This window comes from Mangrovibacter sp. MFB070, from assembly GCF_000705335.1.
GTDB lineage: Bacteria > Pseudomonadota > Gammaproteobacteria > Enterobacterales > Enterobacteriaceae > Mangrovibacter > Mangrovibacter plantisponsor.
Map to the genome: position 1 here is coordinate 1 of NZ_JJMI01000053.1, position 13,070 is coordinate 13,070.

Genomic DNA, 13,070 nt, shown 5'->3' on the forward strand with positions numbered 1-13,070 from the left:
TGTGTCGCGTAAGACCGGTGAACCGCAGAAAGGAAGACAAGGTTATTCCGCCCGGATGGCGGAATAAGGCGAACCGAGGCATGGATGCCGAGTCGAGCCGGCCGCAGGCTGACTGCCCGGAGGTGAACGCAGTGCGCAGCACCGGTCGCCCGCGAAAACGGGGATTGCAAAGGGGGCAAGCCCCCTTAGCCCGTTCACGGGTTGTGAAGCCACATTAGCCATTCCACTGGAAGTGAACGGAAACAGCTGGCTCCACTGCAAGTGAACGGAAACAACCACACTGTAAGTGAACGGAACAGTCATACCAGCCCTGATGAACAAAACCCGCTACATAACAACAAAACAGGGATAACAAAGGGGCGAGCCCCTTTTACTCCCGGTGATTCCTCACCCGCTCCGCAAACACCGCCAGCGTCTGCTTCAACACATCCAGCGTCACAGGCTTGGACAAACAACTATCCATTCCCGATTCAAGACAGCGTTGCTTCTCTTCTGCCAGCGCATTCGCCGTAACCCCAATCACAGGTAACGTCAGCCCTAACTGGCGAATACGTTGTGTCAGGCGATAACCATCCATATTCGGCATATTCACATCACTCAGAACAATATCAATATGATGCTTACTGAGCACTTCGAGCGCTTCAACACCATCGCCCGCAGTCTTACACTGGTGATAACCAAGCGATGCGAGCTGATCCGCCAGCAAACGGCGGTTTATCGGGTGATCATCGACGATCAGCACCGTAATATCATCGTTCTGCTCACTGATTTCCGAAGGCTCTGGTAAGTTCACATCGTTACCCGGAACCTTCACATCCACCCGGTAAATTTTCGCCAACAACGTCACCAGATCATGAGGAGAAGCCACACTGTGCGACCAGATACCGGGTTCGCTTTCCAGAGGGATACCAATATGCCGCCGGCAAAACTGAACCACCGCTCTTCCAGGCCATGGATTACTTAACGCTTCATCAGTGATTAACACATCGTCCGGGTCTGGTGTTTCCCCCTGCCAGAAGCTGGCTTTGATACCTTTACTTGCCAGCAACTTCGCTAAAAAGTCACTCAGGTAAGCATTGCTGACAGCCAGCCAGCAATGTTTATGGGTAAGATCCGATGCCGCCATAACCGGAACCGGTTTAGCTTCATACAACGGGATACGGACAGTGAACTGGCTCCCCATACCGGGTTCGGAATCCACCGCAATATCGCCGTCCATCATAGTGATAAGCTTCTCACAGATAGCCAGCCCCAACCCGGTGCCCTGGAAGTTACGCTGAACCCCTGTCCCCACCTGGAAAAAAGGATCGAACAGACGCACAACTTCTTTGGCAGCAATCCCTTCCCCGGTATCACGCACCCGGAAGCAGAGGTAATCATCCGTACAGCGTACATCAAGAATAATGCAGCCAGTATCGGTAAACTTAATCGCGTTACTCAGCAAATTTGAAATCACCTGCTGTAAACGCATTGGGTCGCCACGTAAGGTTAATGGCACAGAAGGCGCGATAAAGCAGTAGAGCCCCATTTGTTTACGCACCACCAGAGGCTGGTAGTTTGCGGTAACGTGGGTCATTACTTCGCGGGGAGAAAACTCACGCGGCTCAATTTTTAACTGCTCTGATTCAATTTTCGAGAAATCGAGAATATCGCTGATTATCTTCAGTAGCAGGCTGGATGAGTTGTTCATTGCCGTGACCAGGCGGTCAACGCCATCGGGCAGTTCACGGGTTTGCAACAGATCCAGGTTACCAATGATGCCATACAGCGGAGTACGTAATTCGTGACTTACCGTTGCCAGGAACATCGATTTAGACTGGCTGGCCTGCTCTGCAGCATGGGCCATATCCTGCAATGACTCTTCCATCTTCACACGGGCACTGACATCCACCAGCACGCAAATCGCCACATTTTCGTTGCGATAACGCGAGTGTACGAAACTTATCTGCAGGTTCGTGTTGTCGCTGGTAAGAACATCAACAAAGTTAACCTGTTGCCCACAAATGATTTGCGTCAGGCGCTGGCGGTCTTCATGAGTCAGCATATTCAGGTAATTGTGCGCCAGCTCATTACTAAGAATATTGGTGCCATCCAGCGTGCGCAGAATACAAATACCTACCGGTGCTGAGGCGACAATTTTACGGTTAAACTGCTCGTGCTCTTCCAGGCGCTGGGCATCCGTCTCTGCCGGGATAAAAATACGCCGCTCATACATTCTTGCCAGGGTAAACAGCACCACACCGACCAGAATATTCAGTAACACGGCATTCAGAATAAGAATACGGATTTCATCCAGCACTTTATCAACCGGTACGCTGTACACCACACTAAGCGATGACGGCATCAGGTTTTTTTTCAATGCCAGCTCTTTAAAGCCGGTGGTGTAGCCAAACCAGGTGCGGGCCTGAAGCCAGTCTGGCTGTAGCGATAAATGCCCACTACCCCCTGTCAGAGATACCAGTGAGTGGCCATTTTCATCCATCAGTGTGATATCTACCGGTAAGTTACCCGGCAGCATGAAGTTTTCCTGGCGAATACTCTGTTCAACCCCAAGTAACGCCTGAACCCGGTTAGCGAGAAAAACGGGCGTTAATGTATAAAAATACCCGGTTCCCGGACGGCTGCCAGGTGCCACCCAGTAAACGGTATTAATGCGTTCATCCATGGGTGCGTCACGGTAGCGTTTTAACCGCTCATTGAGCACTGAAAGCGCTTTGTCCTGGCCGGGCGGAGTATTACGCAACGAGAAATCGGCAATGCACTGATTATCTCCCGCCACCAGAAAAACCCGGTTCAGGTCGTAGTTTGCCGAGAAATTATCGCGCCAGTAACGCAAAAAGCCGGATAGCGACAGCATGGATCCTTGCCAGGACTGGTCAAGCGCACTGCAGTCCACATTGTTGCCCAAAGGCAAGAATGCAGGTGCGCTGCTACCCCGATTACTGCCGGGGGTTGCGTTATCAGTAGGCCGGTTTTCTGTAATGTACTTGAGCTCTTTCACCACATCAGTTGTGCGCTGAATATACCGCTGCGCCTGGTCAAAGCTCAGCGTGAGCTCCTGGTGTATTTCCGCTTCTTTATCGTGTAGTGCGCCTGCGATGTAAAACACCGAAAACAGGGCTATCAGAAGCCATAGTAAAAGCGCCAGCGCCCTAAAAAGATAGCGCGAGACTTTAAGCGTGCTGCGGAAAGAGACGGCGTATTTCAATGTAAGCCCGGTAAGAGTCAGTCAATCGATAATAAAGCGTTAACTTAGCGATAAAAGTGAGTGGTCGCAATGGCAAAGAAAAAGGGCCGGTTACCCGGCCCTTCATAACGTGATGATTTCAGATTAATCTTCACTGTCATCGGCAACATCGTCATCCTGTTCCGCTTCCGGCGCTATTTCATCATCGCCTTCTGCTACAGAACCATCAATGCTGTCGAGTTCTTCGTCGTCTACCGGTTCAGCAACACGCTGCAGACCCACTACGTGCTCATCTTCCGCCGTGCGAATCAGAATCACGCCCTGGGTGTTACGGCCCACAACGCTGATTTCAGAAACGCGAGTACGCACCAGCGTACCGGCATCGGTGATCATCATAATCTGGTCAGCGTCATCAACCTGAACAGCGCCTACCACTTCCCCGTTACGTTCAGTCACTTTGATAGAGATAACACCCTGAGTCGCACGGGACTTAGTCGGGTACTCTTTCTCACCGGTACGTTTACCGTAACCGTTCTGAGTAACTGTCAGGATGGCACCTTCACCGTGTGGCACAATCAGTGAAACCACGCTGTCTTTTTCTGCCAGCTTGATACCACGCACACCGGTGGCTGTACGGCCCATGGCACGCACTGCGTCTTCTTTAAAGCGCACCACTTTACCAAACGCAGAGAACAACATAACTTCGTCGTCTTGCTGTGTCAGGTTCACACCAATCAGCTCATCGCCTTCGTTAAGGTTCACAGCGATGATACCGGCGCTACGTGGGCGGCTGAACTCAGTCAGCGCAGTTTTCTTCACAGTACCGCTCGCGGTCGCCATAAAGACATTCACGCCTTCTTCGTATTCACGCACTGGCAGGATCGCGGTAATGCGTTCGTCCTGCTCCAGTGGCAACAGGTTGACGATTGGGCGGCCACGCGCGCCACGGCTCGCTTCCGGCAACTGGTAAACCTTCATCCAGTACAGACGGCCCCGGCTGGAGAAGCACAGGATCGTGTCATGGGTGTTAGCGACCAGCAGGCGGTCAATAAAGTCTTCTTCTTTAATGCGGGCAGCAGATTTACCCTTACCGCCACGGCGCTGCGCTTCATAATCTGACAGCGGCTGGTATTTCACATAGCCCTGATGCGACAGCGTAACAACAACATCTTCCTGGTTGATCAGATCTTCGATGTTGATATCCGCGCTGTTGGCAGTGATTTCCGTGCGACGTTCGTCACCAAACTGGTCGCGAATCGCTTCCAGCTCTTCACGGATAACTTCCATCAGGCGCTCTGCGCTGGACAGGATGTACAGCAACTCAGCAATCTGCTCCAGCAGCTCTTTGTATTCATCGAGCAGTTTTTCATGCTCAAGGCCGGTCAGTTTTTGCAGGCGCAAATCAAGAATTGCCTGAGCCTGTTGCTCAGTCAGGTAGTATTTCCCGTCGTGCACCCCAAACTGCGGTTCCAGCCATTCTGGACGGGCAGCATCGTCGCCAGCACGTTCCAGCATCGCAGCCACATTACCCAGGTCCCACGCATGCGCCACTAACGCTGCTTTCGCTTCAGCAGGTGTCGGAGCATGGCGAATCATCTCGATAACCGGGTCGATATTCGCCAGCGCAACAGCCAGTGCTTCAAGGATATGAGCACGGTCGCGCGCTTTACGCAGTTCAAAGATTGTACGGCGAGTCACCACTTCACGGCGGTGGCGCACAAAAGCTTCGAGAATATCTTTCAGCGGCATGATCTTCGGCTGACCATGGTGCAATGCCACCATGTTGATCCCGAAAGACACCTGCAACTGAGTTTGTGAGTAAAGGTTGTTCAGCACAACTTCACCCACTGCATCGCGTTTGACTTCAATCACAATACGCATCCCGTCTTTATCAGACTCGTCGCGCAGTGCACTGATGCCTTCAACACGTTTCTCTTTCACCAGCTCGGCAATTTTTTCAATCAGGCGAGCTTTGTTCACCTGATAAGGAATTTCATGCACGATGATGGTTTCGCGGCCAGATTTTGCATCGGTTTCCACCTCTGCTTTGGCGCGAATATAAATTTTCCCGCGCCCTGTGCGGTACGCTTCTTCAATACCGCGACGGCCATTAATAATTGCCGCAGTCGGGAAATCTGGCCCCGGGATGTGTTCCATCAACCCTTCAACGGTGATGTTTTCATCCTCGATATACGCCAGGCAGCCGTTAATCACTTCTGTCAGGTTATGGGGCGGTATGTTAGTTGCCATCCCCACCGCAATCCCGGAAGAACCGTTAACCAGCAGGTTCGGGATTTTGGTTGGCATAACATCGGGAATTTTTTCTGTTCCGTCATAGTTGTCCACGAAGTCGACTGTTTCTTTATCAAGATCAGCCATTAACTCATGGGCAATTTTCGCCAGACGAATTTCTGTATAACGCATGGCCGCGGCGGAATCGCCATCGATTGAACCAAAGTTCCCCTGGCCATCGACCAGCATATAACGCAATGAAAATGGCTGCGCCATACGAACAATGGTGTCATACACTGCAGAATCACCATGGGGATGGTATTTACCGATAACGTCACCGACGACACGGGCGGATTTTTTATAGGCTTTATTCCAGTCATTGCCCAACACGTTCATCGCGAACAATACGCGACGGTGTACAGGCTTGAGGCCATCACGGACATCTGGCAATGCACGGCCGACAATAACCGACATGGCATAATCCAGATATGAGCTTTTCAGCTCTTCCTCAATATTGACCGGTGTAATTTCTCTGGCAAGGTCGCTCATCTGACCGCTATCCCTCTACTGTATCCCGGATTCAAAGGTCGCAAATTATAACACACTCACGCAGTGGCAGGGAAACTTGTCTGAGGGGCGCAGCGCTTTATTCGTCTCGCCAGGCTGTTATACTCGGCAGCATCTATTGATGAGGAGTTCTGGCGTCCATGAATGACGAAAATACCCCGGTGTCGCTCAATGTTGACCACAACGAAATTGCTAAATTTGAAGCCATCGCCTCGCGCTGGTGGGACATGGAAGGCGAGTTCAAACCCCTTCACCGGATTAATCCTTTACGCCTGGGCTATATCAATGAACGCAGCGGTGGTGTGTTTGGTAAAAAGGTGCTTGATGTAGGTTGCGGCGGCGGCATTCTGGCAGAGAGCATGGCACGGGAAGGCGCAACAGTAACCGGGCTGGATATGGGTGGCGAACCCCTGCAAGTGGCCCGCCTGCACGCGCTGGAAAGCGGCATTCAGGTTGATTACCGCCAGGAAACCGTTGAAAACCATGCTGCAGCGAACCCCGGAGCCTACGATGTCGTCACTTGCATGGAGATGCTGGAGCATGTTCCGGACCCACAATCTGTGGTGCAGGCCTGCGCACGTCTGGTCAAACCGGGCGGCCATGTTTTCTTTTCCACCATTAACCGTAATGGTAAAGCCTGGCTGATGGCAGTGGTTGGCGCTGAATATGTTCTGCGCATGGTGCCCAAAGGCACTCATGACATTAAGAAATTTATCAAACCTGCGGAGCTGATCCACTGGCTCAGTAACACCGGCTTGCGTGAACGCCATATGACCGGTTTGCATTACAACCCGTTGACGGATCATTTCCGCCTGGCGCCCGGCGTTGATGTTAACTATATGTTGCACACCAGCGCAAAAGACGCGGTCTGAGATAAGTTTTTGCTATCAAAAATTGCGCAGCATCAAGTTGCGCAATTTACATCACGCACAAGAAACCAACATTCAGTCATTTTTTTAAAAAAAGTTACTCCAGCTTGACATCCCCTTCAGGCCTTACCATTCGGGCATTCTTACCTGTTCAGGGAGGATGAACCTCAATTTTTTGGCAAAATCAACTCTTGAGATTGAAAGATTCCTTACTAGAATACTCACCATATAGTGATTCAGTTATCCCATACCCCCAACATATAGTATTTATCCACAAAGTTAGCCACAAGGCTGCGCTGTGGATAAGCGGGGGATATTTTTATTTCACGGACAGGTAAACCCCACATGAATCAGAGTCTGCTGGTAACGAAACGTGATGGCCGTACAGAGCGCATCAATCTGGACAAAATTCATCGTGTCCTCGACTGGGCGGCAGAAGGCCTGCACAACGTTTCAGTTTCACAAGTTGAACTGCGTTCCCATATCCAGTTTTATGACGGTATCCGCACTTCAGATATCCATGAAACGATTATCAAAGCAGCCGCGGACCTGATTTCTCGCGACGCCCCGGACTACCAGTATCTCGCTGCCCGTCTGGCTATTTTCCACCTGCGTAAAAAAGCGTTTGGCCAGTTCGAACCGCCCAAACTCTACAACCATGTAGTAAAAATGGTTGAAATGGGTAAATACGACACTCATCTGCTGGAAGACTACACGGAAGAAGAGTTCCAGCAGATGGACGGTTTTATCGACCACTGGCGCGATATGACCTTCTCTTACGCAGCTGTAAAACAGCTGGAAGGGAAATACCTGGCGCAAAACCGCGTTACGGGTGAAATTTATGAAAGCGCCCAGTTCCTGTACATTCTGGTTGCGGCCTGCCTGTTCTCACGTTATCCGCGTGCTACCCGCCTGGACTACGTAAAACGTTTCTATGACGCAGTGTCGACTTTCAAAATTTCACTGCCAACACCAATTATGTCTGGTGTGCGTACCCCTACGCGCCAGTTCAGCTCTTGTGTGCTGATTGAGTGTGGTGACAGCCTTGACTCTATCAACGCAACATCCAGCGCTATTGTGAAATATGTGTCTCAGCGTGCCGGTATTGGTATTAACGCGGGCCGCATTCGCGCACTGGGTAGCCCGATTCGTGGTGGTGAAGCATTCCATACCGGGTGCATCCCGTTCTACAAACACTTCCAGACAGCCGTGAAATCCTGTTCTCAGGGCGGCGTGCGTGGCGGTGCCGCCACACTGTTTTACCCAATGTGGCACCTGGAAGTTGAAAGCCTGCTGGTGTTGAAAAACAACCGTGGGGTGGAAGGTAACCGCGTTCGCCATATGGACTACGGTGTACAAATCAACAAACTGATGTACACCCGCCTGCTTAAAGGTGGCGATATCACTCTGTTTAGCCCATCTGATGTTCCGGGGCTGTATGATGCCTTCTTTGCAGACCAGGATGAGTTCGAACGCCTGTACACCCAGTATGAAAATGACGACAGCATCCGTAAGCAGCGCGTTAAAGCGGCGGAACTGTTCTCACTGATGATGCAGGAACGTGCTTCTACTGGCCGTATTTACATCCAGAACGTTGACCACTGCAACACCCACAGCCCGTTTGATGCAACGGTTGCCCCGGTGCGCCAGTCTAACCTGTGCCTGGAAATTGCACTGCCAACCAAACCGCTGAATGACGTCAATGATGAAAACGGCGAAATCGCGCTGTGCACATTGTCAGCGTTCAACCTGGGTGCCATCAACAGCCTGGAAGATTTGGAAGAGCTGGCGGTTCTGGCTGTTCGTGCACTTGATGCCCTGCTGGATTACCAGGATTACCCTATTCTGGCCGCCAAACGTGGTGCCATGGGCCGCCGTACCCTGGGTATTGGCGTGATTAACTTCGCTTATTACCTGGCAAAAAATGGCGTGCGCTACTCCGATGGCAGTGCCAACAATCTGACGCACAAAACCTTCGAAGCCATTCAGTATTACCTGCTGAAGGCATCGAATGAACTGGCGAAAGAGCAAGGTGCTTGCCCGTGGTTCAACGAAACCACCTATGCCAAAGGTATTCTGCCGGTTGATACCTACAAAAAAGACCTGGATGCAATTTGCAACGAGCCGCTGCACTACGACTGGGAAAGCCTGCGTGAGTCTATCAAGACCCATGGTCTGCGTAACTCAACGCTGTCTGCTCTGATGCCGTCAGAAACGTCATCACAGATTTCCAATGCCACAAATGGTATTGAACCACCACGTGGGCATATCAGTGTGAAAGCGTCGAAAGACGGTATTCTGCGCCAGGTGGTGCCAGATTATGAACTGCTGAAAGACAAATATGAATTGCTGTGGGAAATGGCGGGTAACGATGGCTACCTGCAACTGGTTGGCGTAATGCAGAAATTTATCGACCAGTCGATTTCTGCCAATACCAACTATGACCCGTCACGTTTCCCGTCAGGAAAAGTGCCGATGCAGCAATTACTGAAGGATTTGCTCACCGCCTATAAATTTGGTGTCAAAACCCTTTATTATCAGAACACCCGCGACGGTGCTGAAGATGCCCAGGACGACCTGGCACCCAGCATCCAGGACGACGGTTGCGAAAGCGGCGCGTGTAAGATTTAACCCAGAGGCAGGCCGGCACCCCGGTCTGCCTGTTTCCCTTTTCACGCGGTAAAGGGACCGTTAAGAACAGCGAAACGGCACTCAGCCAATGGTGGCGTTTTACAGGACAATGTTTATGGCATACACCACATTTTCACAGAAGAAAAATAACCCGCTCAACGAACCTATGTTTTTTGGTCAGCCGGTTAACGTTGCACGCTATGACCAGCAGAAATATGACATTTTCGAAAAACTGATTGAGAAACAGCTGTCATTTTTCTGGCGGCCAGAAGAAGTGGATGTGTCGCGCGACCGCATCGATTTCCAGGCATTACCGGAACACGAAAAACACATTTTCATCAGCAACCTGAAATACCAGACGCTTCTGGATTCCATTCAGGGGCGCAGCCCTAACGTGGCGTTGCTGCCGCTTATCTCAATTCCTGAACTGGAAACCTGGGTCGAAACCTGGGCGTTTTCTGAAACTATTCATTCCCGTTCATACACCCATATCATTCGTAATATCGTCAATGATCCGGCGGTGGTGTTTGATGACATCGTAGAAAACGAAGAGATAATCAAACGCGCCAAAGACATCTCCACCTATTACGACGGGCTGATTGAGCTGACCAGCTACTGGCACCTGCTGGGCGAAGGCACACACACTGTAAATGGTAAAACTGTTACGGTGAACCTGCGCGAATTGAAGAAAAAGCTTTATATGTGCCTGATGAGTGTGAACGCACTGGAAGCCATTCGCTTTTATGTCAGTTTTGCCTGTTCGTTCGCCTTTGCTGAGCGTGAACTGATGGAAGGCAATGCAAAAATTATCCGCCTGATTGCCCGCGACGAAGCTCTGCACCTTACCGGTACTCAGCATATGCTGAACCTGATGCGCAGCGGTGAAGACGACCCGGAAATGGCTGAAATTGCCGAAGAGTGCCAGCAGGAAAGCTATGACCTGTTTGTTATGGCGGCACAGCAGGAAAAAGACTGGGCAAACTACCTGTTCCGCGACGGCTCAATGATTGGCCTGAACAAAGACATTCTGTGCCAGTATGTTGAATATATTACCAATATCCGTATGCAGGCTGTTGGGCTGGACTTGCCATTCCAGACACGCTCCAACCCTATCCCGTGGATCAACACCTGGCTGGTGTCAGACAACGTACAGGTTGCGCCTCAGGAAGTTGAAGTCAGCTCTTACCTGGTTGGCCAGATAGATTCACAAATCGATGCTGATGACCTGAGTAACTTCCAGTTATAACTATGAGCAACCGTATTACCTTACATCAGTCCGGCCGCCAGTTAGAGTGCCAGGACGACCACCCTTCACTGCTGGCCGCCCTGGAATCACACAAGGTGGCTGTAGAGTATCAGTGCCGGGAAGGGTATTGCGGCTCGTGTCGTATGCGCCTGCTGGCAGGCCAGGTTAAATGGCTGACTCAGCCGCTGGCTTTTATCCAGCCCGGGGAAATTTTACCTTGTTGCTGTAAAGCACAAGGTGATGTGGAAGTGGATTGCTGATTGCGAACACGTTACCGGCCAACCAGATTGCTGGCTGAATGGCACAAAGGGAAAACATTGTTTTCCCTTTTTTATTTCTACCTTTGCTGCCAGATACACGGTTCAGCGTGATGCTCAGGCCGAACGTGTCAGTTGCTCTTCAATATGAATCCAGCCATGTTCTGCACCCACATCCCAGCCATTTAACCAACGGCGCAGCATATTCATGGCCAGCATCGCACAGACCGCCTGGCGGGTTTCCACGCTATGGCGACGCCCGGACCAGTTAACCCGCAAACCGACAGTTTTACCTGGGGTGTGCAACGCCAGCGTTTGTTTGCTGCTGTCATCAATTGCGCCAACCACCAGCGCCAGTGAACTGCCCTGCTGTTCAGCCAGTTGCCGGGCACGCTGAATACAACCCGCCAGGCTCTCTGGTGTGGTAGAAGGTAAAACCTGCCCCTGAACTACCGGTACGCCAGCATTGGTCAACTGCCAGCACAACATACCTGCGGTAAACTGTTCACTCAGCGCCAGAGTCAGATTTTGCTCCTGTAACCGAGTGGCAAGCTGTGCAGGCAACCCTTCAGTTCCTTCAAAAATCAGGCTTTCACCCACCACGTCACGAATTTTCTGCCAGGCCTGCTGCATGCCTGCGCGCTGTGCAGAAGGGCCAGTCAGCTTCAGTTCGATAATTGGCATAGAAGAACGGTAACCCAGTACCACGCCTTCTGGTAATGGCAGGGGATCGAGTTGTTGGGCGAGATCGCTTTCAGAACGGCCAAATGTGGTCATGCGCAGACACAACGGCATTTCAATGCTGGGGTAACGCTTGCGCAGGCGCGGTAAAATTTCCTGCTCAACCATCTGTTTAAATTCAGAAGGAACGCCTGGAGTGAAAAATATCAGGCAACGGTTAAGCTGCATGGCAAACCCGCAGGCAGTCCCAACCGGGTTATCAATCATTTCACTGCCCGCCGGGATCATCGCCTGCTTGCGGTTACTGGGGGCCATCGGCCTGCCGCGCTCTTCAAAGAAACGCGCCATATGCGCCAGCCACTCTTCATGGATAACCAACTCTGTACCCGCAGCTTTCGCGGCAGCTTCTGCGCTCAGGTCGTCACTGGTTGGCCCCAGGCCGCCATTGACTATCAGAATATCCGCCTCATGGCTGCGCGCCTGCAGTACCGCCACCAGGTCGGCAAATTTATCCCCGACCGTTTGGCGGCGGGTCATGGGGAAACCCTGTTCAAATAAGAAATCAGCAAGCCAGGATGCATTGGTATCGACTATCTGCCCATACAGCACTTCATCGCCGGTAGAGAGCATTTCCACATTTAACATCGATATACTCCATTGGGAGGGAAGCCACCACTATAGCGCAGTGGCCAGGTAAATACAGAGGTACACCTGTTTCACCTTACGCCGCACGCAGATTGATACGCGGCATAAGGTTTGTGGGGAAGGTAACTGTGAAGTGATTAAAACGCCGCACTGACGCCCAGATACGGGCCATCAATAATCGTATTCCGGTTGTCGTTACGGTCTTTCAGGCTCATATAGCGATAACCGGCTTCAACCGTTAACGGGCGGAACACCATCCAGCGGCCACCAGCCTGCACTTCCTGGTAGGAATCAATACCCGAAGCAAAGGCATCTGGCGCGTAATAGTACTGCCCGAAGACAGAAACATGGCTCACAACCGGTACACTCAGACCGCCGCCAATTCCCAGCGCGTAGCCAGTTTTCCCCTGGTCAGGCTTGATATACAGACCTTTACCGCCCAGGGTAACCATTGCCGGGCCAACAGGCAGGTTGTAGCCCAGCCCCAGGTCCGCGATATAACCATCATCATTATGACGGGTCCAGTCGCCACTGAGCGCCACACCGCTGGTAGACGTCCCCATGCCCACACCAATACTGGTGTATTTATGCCCGGCCTGGCCGTAAATCCCTATGGCACTGGCTGAGCCAGATACTGCAAAAAGCCCACTGACTGCCAACAATAGATATTTATTCATTTTATTTTCCTGAACTCTGATACCTGGCAAATTAACCTGTTGAAGCGCAAAGCGGATTTTACCCGCTGGAGGGCGACA

The 13,070-nt window shown here is 51.5% G+C and carries 8 protein-coding genes; 4 read left to right on the plus strand and 4 right to left on the minus strand.

Going from position 1 to position 13,070, the window contains the following annotated elements:
• Positions 1–370: 370 nt before the first annotated feature.
• Both rcsC and gyrA read right to left on the minus strand, forming a co-directional pair.
• The gene (gene rcsC / locus DT73_RS23125) at positions 371–3,208 is read right to left on the minus strand and encodes a two-component system sensor histidine kinase RcsC (protein WP_036115928.1); all 2,838 of its coding nucleotides are present in this window, start codon (positions 3,206–3,208) and stop codon (positions 371–373) included.
• Positions 3,209–3,331: 123 nt separating this feature from the next.
• Positions 3,332–5,968 carry a DNA topoisomerase (ATP-hydrolyzing) subunit A gene (gene gyrA, locus DT73_RS23130; RefSeq protein WP_036115930.1) on the minus strand — a complete coding sequence of 879 codons (2,637 nt, stop codon included), beginning with the start codon at positions 5,966–5,968 and terminating at the stop codon, positions 3,332–3,334.
• Positions 5,969–6,126: 158 nt separating this feature from the next.
• On the opposite strand from gyrA, the gene ubiG reads away from it, so the two are divergent.
• The 4 genes from ubiG to yfaE all read left to right on the plus strand — a co-directional run bounded on the left by ubiG (position 6,127) and on the right by yfaE (position 10,992).
• On the plus strand, positions 6,127–6,858 hold the full coding sequence (gene ubiG, locus DT73_RS23135; protein ID WP_036115932.1) for a bifunctional 2-polyprenyl-6-hydroxyphenol methylase/3-demethylubiquinol 3-O-methyltransferase UbiG: 732 nt from the start codon (positions 6,127–6,129) through the stop codon (positions 6,856–6,858).
• A gap of 342 nt (positions 6,859–7,200) precedes the next feature.
• The gene (gene nrdA, locus DT73_RS23140) at positions 7,201–9,486 is read left to right on the plus strand and encodes a class 1a ribonucleoside-diphosphate reductase subunit alpha (RefSeq protein ID WP_036115936.1); all 2,286 of its coding nucleotides are present in this window, start codon (positions 7,201–7,203) and stop codon (positions 9,484–9,486) included.
• A gap of 115 nt (positions 9,487–9,601) precedes the next feature.
• Positions 9,602–10,732: a class Ia ribonucleoside-diphosphate reductase subunit beta gene (gene nrdB, locus DT73_RS23145; protein WP_036115937.1), complete on the plus strand. Its 1,131-nt coding sequence runs from the start codon at positions 9,602–9,604 to the stop codon at positions 10,730–10,732.
• Positions 10,733–10,734: 2 nt separating this feature from the next.
• Positions 10,735–10,992: a class I ribonucleotide reductase maintenance protein YfaE gene (gene yfaE, locus DT73_RS23150; protein WP_036115939.1), complete on the plus strand. Its 258-nt coding sequence runs from the start codon at positions 10,735–10,737 to the stop codon at positions 10,990–10,992.
• A gap of 114 nt (positions 10,993–11,106) precedes the next feature.
• Here the strand turns inward: yfaE and DT73_RS23155 are convergent, their stop codons facing one another.
• Together DT73_RS23155 and DT73_RS23160 are read right to left on the minus strand one after the other, a co-directional pair.
• Positions 11,107–12,315, minus strand: coding sequence for a nicotinamide mononucleotide deamidase-related protein YfaY (locus DT73_RS23155; RefSeq protein WP_036115942.1), 1,209 nt, complete (start codon positions 12,313–12,315; stop codon positions 11,107–11,109).
• Between the two features lie 137 nt (positions 12,316–12,452).
• A complete protein-coding gene (locus DT73_RS23160; protein WP_036115945.1) occupies positions 12,453–12,992 on the minus strand; it encodes a YfaZ family outer membrane protein in 540 nt (179 codons plus the stop codon).
• Positions 12,993–13,070 lie beyond the last annotated feature (78 nt).

Bases quoted from the DNA above. Each gene is read 5' to 3' on its own strand.
- gyrA (WP_036115930.1), bottom strand. From the start codon at position 5,968: ATGAGCGACCTTGCCAGAGAAATTACACCGGTCAATATTGAGGAAGAG.
- ubiG (WP_036115932.1), top strand. From the start codon at position 6,127: ATGAATGACGAAAATACCCCGGTGTCGCTCAATGTTGACCACAACGAA.
- nrdA (WP_036115936.1), top strand. From the start codon at position 7,201: ATGAATCAGAGTCTGCTGGTAACGAAACGTGATGGCCGTACAGAGCGC.
- nrdB (WP_036115937.1), top strand. From the start codon at position 9,602: ATGGCATACACCACATTTTCACAGAAGAAAAATAACCCGCTCAACGAA.
- yfaE (WP_036115939.1), top strand. From the start codon at position 10,735: ATGAGCAACCGTATTACCTTACATCAGTCCGGCCGCCAGTTAGAGTGC.
- DT73_RS23155 (WP_036115942.1), bottom strand. From the start codon at position 12,315: ATGTTAAATGTGGAAATGCTCTCTACCGGCGATGAAGTGCTGTATGGG.
- DT73_RS23160 (WP_036115945.1), bottom strand. From the start codon at position 12,992: ATGAATAAATATCTATTGTTGGCAGTCAGTGGGCTTTTTGCAGTATCT.